Origin of the sequence: Kitasatospora aureofaciens, from assembly GCF_019192735.1 — a bacterium.
Classification (GTDB): Bacteria; Actinomycetota; Actinomycetes; order Streptomycetales; family Streptomycetaceae; genus Kitasatospora; species Kitasatospora aureofaciens_A.
The window spans coordinates 1-16,118 of the sequence record NZ_JAHTKP010000103.1 but is presented as its reverse complement, the minus strand read 5'-3'; the positions used below and the strand labels follow the sequence as shown (position 1 = coordinate 16,118).

General features: G+C 70.1%; 16 protein-coding genes. 7 read left to right on the top strand and 9 right to left on the bottom strand.

Annotation, left to right across the window (positions count from 1 at the left end; all coding sequences use genetic code 11):
- The first annotated feature begins 336 nt into the window (after nt 1-336).
- A complete protein-coding gene (gene mobC, locus KV557_RS44700; protein WP_218206972.1) occupies nt 337-969 on the top strand; it encodes a plasmid mobilization relaxosome protein MobC in 633 nt (210 codons plus the stop codon).
- Between the two features lie 103 nt (nt 970-1,072).
- A complete protein-coding gene (locus tag KV557_RS40020) occupies nt 1,073-2,659 on the top strand; it encodes a relaxase/mobilization nuclease domain-containing protein (RefSeq protein ID WP_256178668.1) in 1,587 nt (528 codons plus the stop codon).
- Between the two features lie 522 nt (nt 2,660-3,181).
- On the opposite strand, the gene KV557_RS40015 is transcribed toward KV557_RS40020, so the two are convergent.
- Nucleotides 3,182-3,454: a hypothetical protein gene (locus KV557_RS40015; RefSeq protein ID WP_218206971.1), complete on the bottom strand. Its 273-nt coding sequence runs from the start codon at nt 3,452-3,454 to the stop codon at nt 3,182-3,184.
- A 12-nt stretch (nt 3,455-3,466) separates the two neighbouring features.
- On the opposite strand from KV557_RS40015, the gene KV557_RS44695 reads away from it, so the two are divergent.
- Nucleotides 3,467-5,230: a NaeI family type II restriction endonuclease gene (locus tag KV557_RS44695; protein ID WP_218206970.1), complete on the top strand. Its 1,764-nt coding sequence runs from the start codon at nt 3,467-3,469 to the stop codon at nt 5,228-5,230.
- A 266-nt stretch (nt 5,231-5,496) separates the two neighbouring features.
- Here the strand turns inward: KV557_RS44695 and KV557_RS40005 are convergent, their stop codons facing one another.
- Together KV557_RS40005 and KV557_RS40000 are read right to left on the bottom strand one after the other, a co-directional pair.
- On the bottom strand, nt 5,497-6,501 hold the full coding sequence (locus KV557_RS40005) for an IS3 family transposase (RefSeq protein WP_218206969.1): 1,005 nt from the start codon (nt 6,499-6,501) through the stop codon (nt 5,497-5,499).
- Nucleotides 6,502-6,521: 20 nt separating this feature from the next.
- On the bottom strand, nt 6,522-6,905 hold the full coding sequence (locus KV557_RS40000; RefSeq protein WP_218206968.1) for a hypothetical protein: 384 nt from the start codon (nt 6,903-6,905) through the stop codon (nt 6,522-6,524).
- A 99-nt stretch (nt 6,906-7,004) separates the two neighbouring features.
- Here KV557_RS40000 and KV557_RS39995 point away from each other — a divergent pair, with 99 nt between their 5' ends.
- Nucleotides 7,005-7,322, top strand: coding sequence for a hypothetical protein (locus KV557_RS39995; protein ID WP_218206965.1), 318 nt, complete (start codon nt 7,005-7,007; stop codon nt 7,320-7,322).
- A gap of 86 nt (nt 7,323-7,408) precedes the next feature.
- On the opposite strand, the gene KV557_RS39990 is transcribed toward KV557_RS39995, so the two are convergent.
- From KV557_RS39990 to KV557_RS39980, 3 genes are read right to left on the bottom strand one after another with little or no spacing between them, the layout of a single operon-like run.
- Nucleotides 7,409-8,029 (bottom strand): C39 family peptidase, encoded by a 621-nt coding sequence (locus KV557_RS39990; protein WP_218206963.1) that lies wholly within the window; start codon nt 8,027-8,029, stop codon nt 7,409-7,411.
- The gene (locus KV557_RS39985) at nt 8,022-9,020 is read right to left on the bottom strand and encodes a threonine ammonia-lyase (protein ID WP_218206961.1); all 999 of its coding nucleotides are present in this window, start codon (nt 9,018-9,020) and stop codon (nt 8,022-8,024) included. Before KV557_RS39985 ends, KV557_RS39990 begins: the two co-directional genes overlap by 8 nt.
- Nucleotides 9,017-9,961 carry a D-alanine--D-alanine ligase family protein gene (locus tag KV557_RS39980; protein WP_218206960.1) on the bottom strand — a complete coding sequence of 315 codons (945 nt, stop codon included), beginning with the start codon at nt 9,959-9,961 and terminating at the stop codon, nt 9,017-9,019. The genes KV557_RS39985 and KV557_RS39980 overlap by 4 nt, the downstream gene beginning before the upstream one ends.
- Nucleotides 9,962-10,092: 131 nt before the next feature.
- On the opposite strand from KV557_RS39980, the gene KV557_RS39975 reads away from it, so the two are divergent.
- Nucleotides 10,093-11,490 carry a UDP-N-acetylmuramoyl-tripeptide--D-alanyl-D-alanine ligase gene (locus tag KV557_RS39975; RefSeq protein WP_218206958.1) on the top strand — a complete coding sequence of 466 codons (1,398 nt, stop codon included), beginning with the start codon at nt 10,093-10,095 and terminating at the stop codon, nt 11,488-11,490.
- Here KV557_RS39975 and murC read toward each other — a convergent pair whose 3' ends face one another.
- Both murC and KV557_RS39965 read right to left on the bottom strand, forming a co-directional pair.
- On the bottom strand, nt 11,491-12,912 hold the full coding sequence (gene murC / locus KV557_RS39970; RefSeq protein ID WP_218206956.1) for a UDP-N-acetylmuramate--L-alanine ligase: 1,422 nt from the start codon (nt 12,910-12,912) through the stop codon (nt 11,491-11,493). It lies immediately after the preceding gene.
- Between the two features lie 54 nt (nt 12,913-12,966).
- Nucleotides 12,967-13,158 (bottom strand): hypothetical protein, encoded by a 192-nt coding sequence (locus KV557_RS39965; RefSeq protein ID WP_218206954.1) that lies wholly within the window; start codon nt 13,156-13,158, stop codon nt 12,967-12,969.
- A 161-nt stretch (nt 13,159-13,319) separates the two neighbouring features.
- Here KV557_RS39965 and KV557_RS39960 point away from each other — a divergent pair, with 161 nt between their 5' ends.
- On the top strand, nt 13,320-14,291 hold the full coding sequence (locus KV557_RS39960) for a helix-turn-helix domain-containing protein (protein WP_218206952.1): 972 nt from the start codon (nt 13,320-13,322) through the stop codon (nt 14,289-14,291).
- Nucleotides 14,288-14,851, top strand: coding sequence for a peptide deformylase (locus KV557_RS39955; protein WP_218206949.1), 564 nt, complete (start codon nt 14,288-14,290; stop codon nt 14,849-14,851). The genes KV557_RS39960 and KV557_RS39955 overlap by 4 nt, the downstream gene beginning before the upstream one ends.
- Nucleotides 14,852-14,990: 139 nt before the next feature.
- Here the strand turns inward: KV557_RS39955 and KV557_RS39950 are convergent.
- The coding region (locus KV557_RS39950; RefSeq protein WP_256178665.1) for a PAS domain S-box protein at nt 14,991-16,118 on the bottom strand (1,128 nt) is incomplete at its 5' end.

Below are 16,118 nucleotides of genomic sequence, written 5' to 3'. Positions count from 1 at the left end.
CCCCGCCGCTACCTGCCCGAGGCCAGCATGGAAAGGATCTACCCCGCCGACCCCGGTCGCGACGAACTCCCGCCTACTTCATGACTGTTGGCGCACGACCACTACACCACCTCATGGGACACGACCCGGCCCGTTGGGCCGAGGGCGGCGCCCCGGACCACCCGCCTGCTCCCCTGACCGCGCTGTTCCCCGCGCCATGCGCCTACTCGACCGCTCTCGGTACGGATGGGACGAGTGCCACCAGTTCCCCGGCACCCGCCGACATGCCTCCGCCCTGGCCCGATCCGGGCCGGGGCACGCCACCTCGACCACCGACTCGCAAGGAGCCACCTGCACGTGCACCCTGACACCGACACGACCATCGGCGTCAACGCCTCATCGCAGCAAGGAACCGAGGGCCGCGTGGCAGCAAGTTGGGCCGTGTGGAGTCCACACGGCGCCGCCGCCCCCGAGGGGGCGTCGGCCGTCGCCGCTTCCGCCTCGGGGGTGGCGGAAGCGGCGACCGGTTCTGGCCCAGGGGTGCCGGTGGAAGATGTGTCGCAGCCGGTCGGTTCCGTCAGCCGCGCCGAGCGCGATCCGGGCGTCCTGCCCGGGATTCGGCACCGCCAGTATCTGAAGATTCGCCGCCGCAACCGCTGCCATCCGGTCTTCAGCGACGAGGAATGGGCCGATGTCCAGGCTGCTGCCTCAGCGAGCGGCCTCAAGCCCGGCGGCTACGCTGCCGCCGTCACCGTGGCCGCAGCCCGCAGCGACAACCCCGAGGCCGCCGTCGCTGACATCCGCCGCCTGCTGGAGGAGCTGATGGAGGCCGACCGGCAGGCCGCTGCCATCGGTAACAACCTCAACCAGATCGCCCACAACCTGTGGGTCGGCGGCACACCACCGCCCCACCTCCAGCACGTCTTCGACTGCGTCGTGGAGACCCTGGAGGGTATCGACACGGCCGCCGCCTCGATCATCGGAAGGTGAACACGCGCTGATCCCCAGCATCGACCACAACCCCGGCGGCACCTACGCCCTCATCCACTACCTCTACGGGCCGGGCAGGGCCGACGAGCACGAGGACCCGCACATGATCGCTTCGTGGAACGGCTTCGCTCCCGATCCCGCCCCAGAGCGCGAGCGCGGTCCCAGGGACACCATCGCCAAGCTCGCCGCCCAACTCGACCTGCCCGTCAACGCCCTCGCACCCGGGAACCGGCCGTCCAAGACCGTATGGCACTGCTCCGTGCGGGCGGCACCCGAAGACCGCATCCTCTCCGACGCCGAATGGGCTGCCATCGCCCAGCGCATCGTGCGCACCACCGGTATCGCCCCCAAGGGCGACACCAAAGCGTGCCGCTGGGTCGCGGTGCGGCACAACGCCGACCACATCCACATCGTCGCCACCCTGGTGCGCCAGGACGGTCGCACGCCGGAGAACGGCCGCGACTTCACCCGCGCCCAACGCGAGGCCCGCAAGATCGAAGTCGACTACGGTCTCCGGCGGGTTCGACCGGGCGATGGGACCGCCGCTAAGCGCCCCACCCAGGCCGAGCAGCACCGCGCCAGGCGGCTCGGCCACACCACCACCGCCCGGGAACAGCTCCGGACGAAGGTCAGGCTGGCGGTTGCCACCGCCAGCAGCGAGGAGCAGTTCTTCCTCGCTCTCGAACAGTTCGGCGTCCAGGTCAAGCCGCGGCGGCTGCCGTCCGGCGACATCGGCGGCTACAGCGTGACCCTGCCTGGCGAGACAGCATGGTTCAGCGGCAGCAAGCTCGCCCCCGACCTGTCCCTGCCCAAGATCCGCCAGCGCCTCGCCGGCATCGAACCCGCCACCGACGCCGGTGACCGGACCGCCGTCTGGCAGCGCGCCGCCCACACCACCGAGGCCGTCCCCCACACCCTACGCACCAGCGACGACCAGGCTGGCCAGGCCCACATCGCCGCCCTCGGCGAACTCCTCGACATCACCGCCGCCCTCAGCCCACCCCCGCTCGGCCCACAACTCCGAGCCACTGCAGAGGTGTTCGAACGCGCCAACCGTTCCCGCATCACACCACACCACCGCAAGGCCGGCGCCCTGCACCGTGTCACCCGCGAACTGCTCTACACCGGCGGCACCAAGGACGGCGAAACACTCGCCCTGGTCCTCTTCGTCATCGCCGCCGCGGTGATCGCTGCAGCCGAATGGCATGCCCAGCGCGGCCACCAGCAGCAGGCAGAAGCCGCCTGGCAGACCAGCAGCCACCTCAACACGGCCTACCAGCAGACCGCCGCCCAGCCGTTGGCCGACCTCGCCCACCGCGCTCCCGACACCCGCGCCCTCACCCGCTACCAGCACACCGTCCAGACCGTGCTGCCCGACCACGCCAAGAGCATCACCACCGACCCTGTCTGGCCCGCACTCGCCACCGTCCTGGCCGACGCCGAACAGACCGGCCACGACGTGGGCGAGACCCTCGACCAGGCCGCTCAGCCGCACAACCTCGTGGGCGCCAACTCGCCAGCCCAGCACCTCCTGTGGTCCGTGCGAGCACGCACCCGCAAGAACACCATCGGCGAACGCACCACCGCAGCCCGGACCAAGACCACCACGGCACGGACCACCGCTACGCCCACCGCCACCCCTGCACCGGCCACCGGCCTGGCCGCGAACGACCCCACCCGTCGACGCTGACCCCAACAACGGAGACCCCACTGTCCCGCACCCCGCCCAGCAGCCTCAGGCCCCAGCCAGCCGCCATCGGCCACCAATACCAACCCCACCTCCGGAGATTTCCCCCTTGTCTCAGCCTGACTGCCGCCTCGACGTCTTCCTCCTGCTGAACGACGCCGACTTCATCTACCGTCCCGACACGCTGGCGTTGGGGTGCTTGCATCGCAAGGCGGAAGTGGGGGCACCTCCCGGCCGAAGGCCGGGGGCCATTGGCGACCGACGACAACGCGGCGAGGTGCGTGCCCTGGGGCACCTCCCGGCCGTGAGGCCGGGGAGCGTCGCGCACCCTGCAGCGATCCACGAGACACGCCCTGGCCACGCCCCGACCCCTGAGTGGGAACGCGGGTAGTCGGCCTGGCCGACTACCCGCGTGGGGGAGGCGAGGACGTGACGGGTTGGCACTTCGGTGGCTGCGGGTCGGAGGGGCGGCTGCGAATGGCGGGGCGCTGGCCGGAGCGTCCCGGGTGGCGGTCCACCCAGTGCTCACCTCGGAAAGGGTGAGGAGCCGTGTCCACCGTTCGCGGAGGAGGAGGGGTCGGGAAGCCCGTCGGCCTCCCCGGCGTCGAGCCGGTCCGGAGGCTGCTGCCGTCGGCTGCCCACCGTCCACGCGGCGTAGAGGGTGGAGAGCGCACCGGCCACCATGACGACCGTCGTCCCCGTGGCCTCCAGCGCGACCAGGGTGATCCCGGTCGCCAGTACGGCGAGGAAGGCCACCAGGTCGATCAGAGTGCGGCGGCGGGCCGGGCGTTGGGTCATGCTGCACCTTTCGTGGGAGTCGGCCCCAACCGTTGCACGAGGGAGCGGGCAGCTCGCCGTTCTCCCGCATTCTCTCGGATAGAATGCGGGAACTGTAGAGAGATCTTGGAGGGCCCGGTGACGCCGGAGCGGATTCGCAGCGGGCGCCGCCAGGGCGACCCGCTCGGGGCCTGTCCCGCGATGAACCTGCTCGTCCTGCACCTGCGCGACCTACGCGACAGTGCTGGCCTGAACGTGGCAGAACTCCGTCGCCGGCTCGTCGAGGCCATGCGCGACGAGCCGGCGGACCCTCCCGCGGAGCAGACGCTGCACCGGCTGCTCCGCGGAACAAACCTGCACGCGAAGCCGCGTCTGGCGGAGGCGGTGGCCGATGTCTGTGTTCACGCGACACGGGGCGATCGGCAGGCCGCCCGGAAGCGTGTGCGGGAGTTCTACGCCCTCGCCCGCGAGGAGATGGACGGCAGCCGGGGCGGAACGGGCCGGGAGCCGGAGGGCGACCACCAGATCACCGAGATCCAGCGCCTGCGGACGGAACTGCAGAAGAAGCACCAGGAGAACCTGCAATTGGCGGCCGAGGTGGCCGTGACCAGGCGGTTGCTCTCCTCACTGGCCCCGGGAGGCGGCGGTGGAGCGGTGATCGGGGACGATTTGCTCGGCGAGATGCTGGAAAGGATCCAGTACATCGCCGCGAGCAGTGACGAGGCCCTGGCCGAGGCGCAGGCTGCCCGGGCTGAGACGGCCCGGCTGCGGGATTGGGTGACTGCCTCCCCCTGGGACTGGTCGCCGAACACGCCGGCACCGGACGGGGCGGACGGACCGGACATAACCGACGACCGCGTCGACCCGCCCGCGCCCGCTGGCGGCGGCGACACCGAGGCCCTGTTCGAGATCGAGACCCCGAACCCTGTCGACCCGGAACTCGAACAACTGGTACGGGAGTTGACTCGGCTTGATCCGACCGGCGCACGGATGGCCGGAGTGATCGAGAGTGCCGGTGACTACCTGCTGGACGGCGGTCGGACCGGCCGCTACGAGTGGACACAGCTAGAGAAGGCCGAGAAGGTGCTCTTCGGCTCGACCGTACGACGGCTGATGCAACGGGAGTTCGGACTGACGGGCGGCGCGGGGCACCTCGACTTCACCCTGGATGGGATCGGCTTCGACCTGAAGTGGACGCTCGGCGGCATGTGGCTCTTCGGACCCGAGCTTATGGGGGAGCTCTGTGTCGTCGCCGAGGCGGACGACCGCACCGGGAAGTACAGCTACGGCGTTGTCCGCGTCCGACCCGAGTACCTGAGGCATTCGTCAAACCGGGACCTCAAGTCCGCGCTCACTCGCGAGGGCCGCGAGGCGATCCGTTGGATCCGCATGGACGGGATCCTCCGCACCGGAGTCCTGCAGCAACTCACCGTGGAAGACCGGGAGGCCGTTCTCAGGCACGACACTGGGGCGCGGCGGCTGACCGAACTGTTCCGGCGTGCGCAGGGCATGCGGTTGACCCGGAGCGACCTGGCCACCGTGTGCCGATCGCCGGAGCCCATGCGGCGACTGCGCGAGATGCTGCCCCGGCTGCGCCGCGAAGGCATCCTGGTGGCTGCGGGCCACCTCGGGGACCGGTCGGTACTCACGGGGCTGGGCGCCCCCGAACCCGCTCCGGGCGAGTGGGTCGGCCTGCGGCTGGTGCCCGCAGACGGCGAACCCGGACCGGTCATCGACCTCGACGGAACGCCATGGCGCAAGGCCCGTCCCGGGGATCCCGAGGCCCCGCTGCCCTGAACCGCGGGCACTTGGCACGCCCCTGGCTAGGCCGCGAACTTCCGAGCGGACGACGAATGGGAATGCGTGGGAAGTCGGCCGGGCCGACTTCCCACGCGGGCGGGCACACCATAGCCCCCCACAGCGTCTTGGTCGGACAACTGCATGGTCAAGGTGCCGATGTGATGTCCATTCCGACAGTCGGGAACCATCCCGGCCGCCGTGCGTCTTGTGTGCTTGCGACCGTCGCCGCGGAAGATTTCAAGTCCAGTGAGACGGTCGTGACGCTATGAGGTTTGTGGTGCGGGTTCCCTGCGCTTGGCGGGGTCGTTGATCCACGCTGTCTTCGGGATCTCGGGTGGTCTGGGGCGGCGGCCGAAGCGTTCGGGGTGCCGTGCGTAGGCCTCGGCGAGGGTGACGGCCCGCTGGTCGCGGATCTCCTCCGCGGTGCCGAAGTGGACGCTGGCGGGCGTGTGGAGTCCGATGCCCGAGTGCCTGTGCTCGTGGTTGTAGTACGAGATGAAGGCGTCGAACCATTCGCGGGCGTGGGCCAGGGAGTCGAATCGCTCGGGGTAGTCGGACATGTACTTGGTGGTCTTGAACTGGGCCTCGCTGTAGGGGTTGTCGTTGGAGACCTTGGGGCGCGAGTGACTTCTGGTGACGCCGAGGTCGATCAGCAGCTGGGAGACCTTCTTGGAGGTCATCGAGGTGCCTCGGTCGGCGTGCACGGTCTCGGGGACGATGCCGTTGCGCGCGATGGTCTCGCGGATCAACTCCTCCGCCCGTTCGGCTGATTCGACCGACTCGACGGTGTGGCCGACGATGTAGCGGCTGAAGATGTCGATGATGACGTAGGCGTGGTACCAGATGCCCTTGGTGGGGCCGGCCGCTTTGGTGATGTCCCAGGTGAAGACCTGGTAGGGGCCGTCGGCGACCAGTTCGGGCACTGTCTTGGCCGGGTGGGTGGCCTGGCGGCGGCGCTCACCCGACTGCCCCCGCTCGCGCAGGATCCGGTACATCGTGGAGACCGAGCAGTGGTAGCGCCCGGTATCCAGCTCACGGGCCCAGATTTGCGCGGGCGGCAGCTCGGCGTACTCGGGGCTGTTCATCAACTCCAGTACCGCATCACGCTCTTCGGGTTTCAGGGCCGACGGCTGGAGCTGTGGCTTTCTGGGCTCGCGCGCGGGCGGCGGTTTCAGTCGGCGGTAGTGGGTGGCCCGGGAGCGGCCGGTCAGCCGGCACGCGGCCGTGGTGCCCAGCTCGTGTTCGACAGCGGTGAAGGCTTCGTCCACGACGGGATCGGCGGCGTGCCTCAGCCCGCGCTCTCGGAGATCATTTCCAAGAGCGCCGACGCTTTTCCCAGGACCTCCAACGCGGCCTTGTTCCGGGCGAGCTCCTTCTCCAGCCGTTCCACCTGCCGGCGCAGCTTCTCGTTCTCGACCTCGGCGGCGGACTTCTTTGGGCGGGCCGGGCTGGTACGCCGGTCGACCAGGTTCTCCAGGGCCCCGGCGTCGCGCGCGGTCCGCCACTCGGTGACGTGGGAGTGATACAGGCGCTCGCGGCGCAGGACCGCACCCTTCTCACCCTCGGGCGCGGCGTCGTACTCGGCGACGATCCGCAGCTTGTACTCGGGGCTGAACGTGCGGCGCTTCGGCCTGGGAGCCGGGTCGGCGGCGGACGGATTGGTGCTGGTCATCAGGGGTGGAACTCCTACTCGGGCCCTCTCAGGCTAACCCGACGAAGCGGGATGTCTCACCCAAGGCTGACAGAGAGGGCCGACACGGAAGGGCACCACTTGACCGACTACGAACCCGCTTGCCACGACCCCCACCGGACCGTCATCCGAGCCGTCCCTCACTCCGGCGAACTCGACGCCCGCGGAATCCCGATCACTTGCCCCAACTGCCGCGCCCGCCGCGATTGGCTCCTCCTCAACGTCCGCCACCAGGTCTTCGTCCGTTGCCGCTGCGCGGCCGAATGGCACGAGCCCGACCTCACCCGCGCCTACTTCGACGAGCACTTCACCGCACCCGAGCTCGAATGGGACAACTTCGGTGCGGCCATGCGGGCGCTGGGGTTCGATGGCCTGCTAGCAGGCGCTGTGTGGCCGTAAGCCCAACGGTCCGGCTGGCCGTTCACCACTGGTGAACGGCCAGGCGGACAGCTCCTTATCCAGGCGATCCCGGCCATCGTCCGTCGTCAGACGTGCAAAGCGATTCCTCTGTTAGCCGCGAAGTCATCGAAGTGGTCGAGGTGGAGAGCAGCGTTCACGGCGTTGGCCGTATGGCCTGATGGATTGCGGAACGAGACCATGCCGTCCTGGTGGCTGGTGACAAGGACGAGGTGCCCACCGCGTGCTGGTGCCGGGCGGTCGGGGCGGCGGATCTCCTTATGGACGGAGGCCATCACGAGGTGGCCGCGGTCGAGTTCAGCGAGCAGCCGGTCCGGGGTGAGGTCGGTGATGATCTCTGACTGGAGTCCGTGGTTGGCGAGGGCGTACTCGGTGAACGGCTGGTAGTAGAGGCCGCCGACGCTCCCATCCTCCTGCTGGACGTAGCCTCCGTAGGCGAGACAGCCGTCCAACAGGTCGAACAGGGTGGGCGCCTGGCCGTCGCGGGCGAACAGGGCCATCCGCAGGCAGGCCATGCCGCAGAGGCGGGTGGACCAGTAGGCGTAGGTGTCCCGGTCGGGGGCTCCGGTGGCGGCCCAGTTGTCGTCGTCGCCGGGCGGGTGGCCTTCGTAGGCGATGGCGTTGATCAGGGCGGGGGTGGCGTACTGGGTGATGAGCGGGATCGGGTGGCGCTCGGGCTGGTCAGGCAAGGGCCGGTTCCTTCCGGGGTGGCGGGGTGGCCACGAGGCGGTGGAAGGCGTCCAGGCCGACCGATCCGCCGGAGAGGATCACGCCCACGGGGCCGGGCTGCGAGTCGAGGCTGGCCAGGGCCGCGAGTGCGACGGCTCCGGAGGGTTCGGTCACCACCTTGAGGTGCTGGAACGCCCATCCCATAGCCTGCACGATCTGAGCGTCCGTCACGGTGATGACGTCGTCGAGCAGGGCCTTGTTGATCTCCCAGGGCATGGCGGCCGGGGTGGTGTGGCGGAGGCCGTCCGCAATGGTGTCGGGTACGGCGGGCAGCTCGGCGATCTGCCCGGCCCGGAGGGAGACGGCGGTGTCGGCGGCCATGGCGGGCTCGACGCCGATCACCTTGATGTGGGGGTTGATGTGTTTGGCCGCGACTGCGGTGCCGGCGGCGAGTCCGCCGCCGCCCACGGGTACCAGGATCGCGGTCAACACAGGGGCTTGCCAGAGCAGTTCCAGCGCCACCGTGCCCGCCCCGGCGATCACCGCTGGGGCGTCGGCGGACGGCACGATGGTGAGTCCTTGGTCGGTGGCCAGCTGGGCGACGATGGCGTCACGGTCGTCGCGCTGGCGGTGGTAGGCGACGATGTTGGCGCCCAGCGTGCGGGCGCCGTTCACCTTGCCTTCGGGGGCATCGTGCGGGACGACCACGGTCACCGGGACGGACAGCAGGTGGCCGGCGAGGGCGAGTGCTTGGGCGTGGTTGCCGGAGGAGGCGCCGATGATTCCGCGTCGGCACTCGCGCGGGCTCAGGGCTGCCACGGCGTTGTAGGCGCCGCGGAACTTGAAGGAGCCGGTCCGCTGGAGGGCTTCGGCCTTGCAGATCACGCTCCGTCCCGCGATCTCGTCCAGCGCCGGGTGGGAGAGCACCGGGGTGGACGCTGCGACTCCGCGCAAGCGGCGCTGGGCGTCGTAGATGTCGTCCGCGGACAGCGGCAGGTCGGTGGCGTTCACGGCCGGTATCCGTCCGTGCGGGCGGTGGCGAGCATGATCTGGATCAGGGTGTCGTAGCTGATCCCGGCGGCCGCGGCCATGGTGGCGAGGTTGCCATGGGTGGAGAGGCCGGGCAGCGTGTTGATCTCCAGCCAGTGGACCTCGCTGTCCGGAGAGACGAGGAAGTCCGAGCGCGAGTAGCCCGAGCAGTTCAGCGACTGGTGGGCGCGGACGGCCGCGCGGGAGATGGTGGCGAGGGCGGCGTCCGGGAGCTGGGCGGGGCAGCGGTAGCGGTGGCCGGCGGGGTTGCGCTTGGCCTTGTAGTCGTAGAACTCGGCGGTGGTGGGGACGGTCTCCAGCGGCGGAAGCGTCATGATCGCGCCGTCCTTCTCCAAGACGCCGCAGGTGACGGCGGTCCCCTCCTTGAACGGCTCGACGAACCACTCGCCGCCCCGGGTGTCGTGGGTGAGCGTGGTGGTGAGCGAGTTCAGGTCCCTGAAGACGCGCATGCCGATCGAGCCGCCCTCCGAGGCGGGCTTGAGGATGACCGGCAGGCCCAGTTCCTCCACGCACGCTCGGGCGGATTCCTCCGGGCCGTCGTGGCCCCGCAACGGGATGTGCGGCAGGACGGTGATGCCGCCGGCCCGGACGAGGGTCTTGGCGGTGGGCTTGTGCATCGCGACCGCGCTGGCCAGGACCCCGGAGCCGGTGTAGGGGACGCCGAGGCTGTCGAGGAGTCCCTGGAGCTTGCCGTCCTCGGCCCACTGGCCGGCGATGGCGAGGAACGCGACGTCGGCCTCGCGGACGCGGTCGGCGAAGTCCTTGTCGGTGGGGTCGAGGACGAAGTGCGGCAGGCCCTGGCGGACCAGCGACTCGCGCACGGCCTCGCCGGAGATCAGCGAGCGGTCGCGTTCGCCGGAACGGCCGCCGGTGACGAGGGCGATACGGGGTGCGGCAGACATTCTCATCTTCCTTTTGTCACAGTCTGGTTCGGAATGCGCGGGATAGCAGGCGAGGCGTTGGGGAGTCGCTAGCGTCGAGGGCAGGCCGCCCGGAGACGAAGGGGCGGGTGCGTCGATGGATCGGAGCCACCGTGGTCCCCATGACCCTGCAAGAGATCGCCGAGGCTGTCGGGGGCGCTCTGCACGACGCGCCCGATCCGGACGCCGTGGTGGACCGGCCCGGGGTCATCGACTCGCGGCTGGTGGAGCCCGGGTCTCTGTTCATCGCTCTGCCGGGCGAGCACACCGACGGCCACCGCTTCGCCGAGGCCGCTGTCCGGGCCGGGGCCACGGGCGTGCTGGCCGCCCGCCCCGTTGGGGTGCCGGCGATCGTGGTGCCCGACGTCCAGGACGCGATGGGCGCGCTGGCCCGCGCGGTGCTCGACCGCCTGAAGGCGCCGACCGTGATCGGGCTGACCGGGTCGGCCGGGAAGACCAGCACCAAGGACCTGCTGGCCCAGGTGCTGGAGACCATGGACACCACGGTGGCTACGCCGTTGTCGTACAACGGCGAGATCGGCCTGCCTCTGACCGTCTTCCGGGCGGACGAGAACACTCGCCTGCTGGTGCTGGAGATGGGCTCGCGCGGCGCCGGGCACATCAAGTACCTGACGGGGATCGTCCCGCCGAAGGTCGGCCTGGTGTTGAACGTCGGCACCGCGCACGTGGGCGAGTTCGGCGGCGGGAAGGAGTCGATCGCCACCGCGAAGGGGGAACTCGTCGAGGCCCTGCCCGTCGACGGCCTGGCGGTGCTGAACGCCGACGACCCGTACGTCATGTCGATGGCGCCGCGCACGGTCGCGCCGGTCCTGACGTTCGGGGTGCAGGCCGGGGACGTGCGCGCCGTCGACGTTGAACTGGACGCCGCGGGCCGGCCGTCGTTCAACCTGACGTACCGGGGCGAGAGCACCCCCGTGAGGCTGGGGCTGCACGGTGCCCACCACGTGTCCAACGCGACGGCCGCTGCCGCGGTGGCGATCGGCCTGGGCGCGAGCGTGCGGCAGACGGCGGATGCGCTGACCGGTGCCAGGCAGCTGACGCCGGGCCGGATGGACGTCACCGAGCGGCCGGACGGCGTGACGGTGATCAACGACGCGTTCAACGCGAACCCCGATTCGATGGCCGTCGCCCTGTCCGCGCTCACCGCCATGGCCCGCGGCGGGCGGAGGACGGTGGCGGTGCTGGGCGAGATGCGGGAGCTGGGTGAGGAGTCCGAGGCCCACCACGCGGAACTGGGACGGCTCGTCGCCCGCAGCGGGATCACCGACCTGATCGCGGTCGGCGACTGGGAGGCCCGGCTGGTGCACACCTGGGCGGTGGAGGGCGGCGTCAACGGCACGCTGGTGCCGGACCGCGACGCCGCCCTCGACCTGTTGCTGACCTACCTCAGGCCCGGAGATGTGGTGCTGGTGAAGGGCTCCCACAGCGTCGGGCTGGAGGACACCGCGATGCGGCTCGCCAAGCCCGACGCTGCTGACGCCGCGCGCTGACTACCCGGCGACGACCGGGGCCTCCGCCAGCCGCAGCAGGACCGCCCGTCCGACCCGCCCGGCGGTCCCGGTGCCCATCGTCACCACCAGGTCGCCGGGCTCGACCAGCTCGGCGACCACGTCCGCGACGTCGCGTCCGTCGCCAGCGGTGTGGGCCCGGCCGCCGCAGGCGACGACCTGGGAGGCCATCGGCGCGGTGCTGATCCCGGTGAGCGGGGACTCGACCGAGGCGTGCACGTCGAGGAGGACGACCTCGTCGGCCGCCGCGAGTCGGCGGCCCATCTCCTCGCCGAGGGCGGCGGTGCGGGTCCAGCCGGTGGGCTCGAACACCGCGATCACCCGGCCCTCGGTGAGCATCCGGGCGGTGGCCAGGTCGGCGGTGATCTCGCTCGGGTGGTGGGCGTAGGAGTCCAGCACCGTCACTCCGGCGTGGCTGCCGGTGGTGGTGAGCCTGCGCTTGATGCCCTGGAACGCGCTGATGCCGTCCACAAGGTCGGCGGGCTCGGCCCCGAGCACGCGGCCGGCGGCGAACGCGGCGGCGGCGTTCAGCGCGTTGTGCCGCCCCGGGACGGCCACGGTGAACTCGTGCCACGACCCGTCCGCATCCTGCACGGTGACGTAGCTGGCCGTCCCGTCCCACAGCACGCGCAGCACCCGCACGTCGGCGTCCTTGGCCTCGCCGACCGTGACGACCCGCGGGCCGGGCGCCGCCTGAAGGCGCTCGATCAGCAGCCGGGCGCCCGGGTCGTCGGAGGAGACGACCAGCGTGGAGCTGTTGCGGGCCAAGCGCTCGAAGACGTCCAGGACCTCGTTCAGGTCGACGTACTGCTCGGGGTGGTCGTCGTCCACGTTCAGGACGACGGCGACCTGCGGGTGGTAGCGGCCCGCCGTCCGGTCGCTCTCGTCCGCCTCGGCGACCAGGAGGCCGCCGAGGCCCTGGCGGGCGTTCGGGCGGCCGACGGGGGTGCCGCCGATGGCGTACGACGGGTCGAGGTGGGCCAGCGCGGCGCTGAGGACGCCGGTGGTCATGGTCTTGCCGTGGGTGCCCGCAACCGCGACCGACCGCTCGGCGGTGGCGATCAAGTGAGCGAGCACGTCCGAGCGGTGCACCACCGGGATACCGGCTCGGCGGGCAGCGGCGACCTCGGGGTTGCTCGGGGTCACCGCGCTGGACCACACGAGGACGGTGGCGTCGGCGGGCAGGTTGCCGGCGGTGTGGCCGATGGCGACGGCGGCACCGGCCTGCTCCAGCTCGCGCAGGGCGGCGGTGTCGCTGGTGTCGGAGCCGGAGATGCGGCTGCCGCTCTCCAGCAGCAGGCGGGCGACGGCCGACATGCCAGCGCCGCCGATACCCACGAAGTGCGGGCGGGCGAGGTCGATGGGGCCGTCGTGGACGGGGACGATCACGTTCCTGGTTTCCATGCTGTGCGCTCCAGTTCGGAGTCCAGCCCGTGATGGGCGATGGGTGGAAGGGCGCTACACGTAGGTGCTGTCCGGCACCGAGTCGGCCGCCGGGCGAGTACCGAGTCGGGCCGGGGCGAAGTCGTTGTGCACGATGACGCCGAGCAGGGCGATCGCCACGGCGTTCCCGACCGCCCACACGGCGCCGAGGACCGCGCCGTCCGGATCGCGGTGCTGACCTCGGTGTCGGGACGGGGACTCGTACACGGCTAACTCCTCGCGGCAGAAGGGCAGATGGAGAGCTGTTTGCTGACCGGGCGCTTGAAGTTCGCGTCCTATGGGGTAATGACAACCGGAGGTGGGATCGTGACGGGATGGTGAGCTAAGGTCACTCACGGTTCATTCACCACTCACTGGGGGCGGAGCGGATGGAGACGAGGGCCGACCAGGACTCGGTCGACCAGACCATGGAGGCGTTCGCCGCCGAAGTCGCCCACTGGCGGGAGGTACGCGGCCTCTCCAAACGGGCGCTGGCCGGGAAGATGGGCTTCGACCCCTCGTACGTCAGCCACATCGAGTCCGGCCGCCACAAGCCGACGGAGGAGTTCGCCCGCCTCGCCGACGAGACTCTCAACGCCGGGAAGGCCATCTGGCGACGCTGGCTCGACTACGACGCCGCCCGCTCCCGCAGCCGCACCCCGACCACCCCGCCGGCACCCCGCCGTCCCGAGCAGCCGTACGCCTCCGGGGCCGCGATCGTGGTCGAACACGACGAAGCCGCACTCCAATTCGACGGCTCCACCTACCGGTTGACCATGCGCCGCCGCCTACAGAACACCGGCGCCGAGCCCATCACCCGCTACCTCATCCGCATCGCCGTCGACCGCTACCCCGGCGAACCCGAGCGCTCCAACGCCCACTACCGTGAGCACCCACTGACCTGGGACGAACTGGCGCTCACCGCCTCGTGCCAGGGCGAGGACATGCGATGGCAGGCCAAGCACGACCGGGACGCCTTCAAGGAGGTCTGGCTCCTGTTCGACAACGAGCACGGCCGCTTCCCGCTCTACCCGGGCGAGGCCACGTGGATCGAGTACGCCTACAGCGTGGGCGCCGACAAGTGGGGCCACTGGTTTCAGCGCGCCGTCCGTCTGCCCACCGAACACCTCGATGTACGCCTCGACTTCCCGGCCGCCCTCGACCCCGTGGTGTGGGGCACCGAGACCTCTATGACCGCCGAGTCCGTACCGCTCCGCACCGCCGTCAGCCGCCACGACGACGGCGAGCGCCGGCAGTTCGCCTGGGCCACCGACAACCCACCACTGCACGCCCGCTTCCGCCTCGAATGGCGCTTCCGAGCCACCGCGAACAACCAGCAACAGACCAAGGAGACCAGGTGATCGAGGTGCGGCCCAGCCAGCAGATGCAGTCCCTCGGCGTGATCCAGCAGGGCACCCCCATCCTCAACTGCCCCGCCGAGCCCTTCGACCTTCCGGCCGAACGCGCCCCCGCCCAGGCCGTCATCGACGAACTGTTCACCGCCATCGAGCGGATCGGCCGCGTCCACTCCTTCGCCAAGGGCATGGGCCTCGCCGCCCCACAGATCGGCATCCCCCGCGCCGCCGCCCTCGTCCTGCCCCCGACGGCCGGCGCAGAACCGATCATCCTGCTCAACCCGAAGATCACCGCCGTCTCCGATGAGACCGACGAACAGTACGAGGGCTGCCTCAGCTTCTTCGACGTCCGCGGCATGGTCCCCCGCCCCCTCCGCATGGACGTCACCGCCACCACCCTCGACGGCGTCATCACCACGGTCACTTACGAGTTCGGCCTCGCCCGCCTCATCGCCCACGAGATCGACCACCTTGACGGCCTGCTTTACACCGACCGCATGCGCCCCGACGTCCACCCGATCCCGGTCGAGGAGTACCGCGGCACGGGCTCGACTTGGGCCTACTGAACACGAGCTTCAGGGAGTGACGCCCAACCCACCCAACCGCCCGCCAACGGTGCCGGACGGGACTCCAGCAGGTAAGGCCGGACTCGGCCGCCGCCGCGAAGAAGAAGGCTCAGACATCGAGGGGTAGGTGGGTGCGTGCCTAGTTGCCGTTACTGGGCGGTGGCTCCATCGCAAGGGTATCTAGGCTGGGCGTACGCGGCTCGGACGGACCTTCGAGCGCTTCGCCCTTCAGATCACCGATGTAGTCGACGGTACTCAGAACGTATGCCGGCCCCGTGGCCGCGTCCGCCACGATCGAGTTACGAATGCGGACCCACAGGTAGCCGCCGTCGTGATGTGATAGCCGCACCTCAGCCCGCATGGCTTCGGCACTGACATGCTCCAGTAGCGCTCGGTCCTCGGGATGTACGAGGTCTGCGAAGCTCTTTAGACGTAGCACCGCACGAGGCCGACCGAGCAGTCGGCACAACGCGTCGTTAACTTGGGTCAGCTGACCACGTCTGGTGCCCTGCAGCTCGGTAATAGCCATCCCGCTTGGGGAGTACTCGAACGCTTGCCGAAAGTTGTCCTCGCTCGCCCGCAGCGCTTGCTGCTCCTTCTCCAGGCGGGCCAGCGCTCGTTGCATCTCTGCCCGTAGCTGCGCGTTGCCAATCGCGATTGACGCCTGCAGCGAGAACATCTCCAACGTCGCACGGGCGGAGACGCCGGGCCGTTTACCGCTGCGTGGTTGGTCCATTTGGAGCACTCCGAGCAGATCACCGCCGGTGCTGTACATCGGGGCGAACAGGAGGTCATGTGGGTGCCAGTCATCAGCATGAACCGGGAGTGGGCCGTCCCCTGTCCAGCTTGATAGGACGACGTCGTCTGGCCGGTATCGGTCATACGGAACGAAGCGAAGAGTGCCCCATTCGTCGCCGAGACTGAGCGCCTGCTCCCACGACTCGCGTGAACCGACCTGGCCAAGCAGAACCGCGAGGCCGGATTCTGCGTTCTCCTCGACTTCCCAGACCGCTGCCACCGTCAGGTCTCCGTCAGGACGCGCGAGGCTGACTGCGGCAGCTTTGAACCCGAGACCATGAACCATGCCTTCAACGGCGGCCTGCAGCGTGCCGGCGAGGCTACGCGCACCGTTCATGTCTGAGTGGACGTTAAGTCCCTTTTCTCCCGGTTCGTGATCGCTCGTTCGTGTGAACGCCAGCCGTACTGGCGTGCCAGTCGGGGTTCGGGTGATGTTCTGCGGCGCATGGAAAGACGGGCGTATCCGAGC

Excerpts from the sequence above, each read along its gene's own strand:
- KV557_RS40000 (WP_218206968.1), bottom strand. The coding sequence starts at position 6,905 with ATGACCAGCACCAATCCGTCCGCCGCCGACCCGGCTCCCAGGCCGAAG.
- murC (WP_218206956.1), bottom strand. The coding sequence starts at position 12,912 with ATGGAAACCAGGAACGTGATCGTCCCCGTCCACGACGGCCCCATCGAC.
- KV557_RS40020 (WP_256178668.1), top strand. The coding sequence starts at position 1,073 with ATGATCGCTTCGTGGAACGGCTTCGCTCCCGATCCCGCCCCAGAGCGC.
- KV557_RS39980 (WP_218206960.1), bottom strand. The coding sequence starts at position 9,961 with ATGTCTGCCGCACCCCGTATCGCCCTCGTCACCGGCGGCCGTTCCGGC.
- KV557_RS39960 (WP_218206952.1), top strand. The coding sequence starts at position 13,320 with ATGGAGACGAGGGCCGACCAGGACTCGGTCGACCAGACCATGGAGGCG.
- KV557_RS40015 (WP_218206971.1), bottom strand. The coding sequence starts at position 3,454 with ATGACCCAACGCCCGGCCCGCCGCCGCACTCTGATCGACCTGGTGGCC.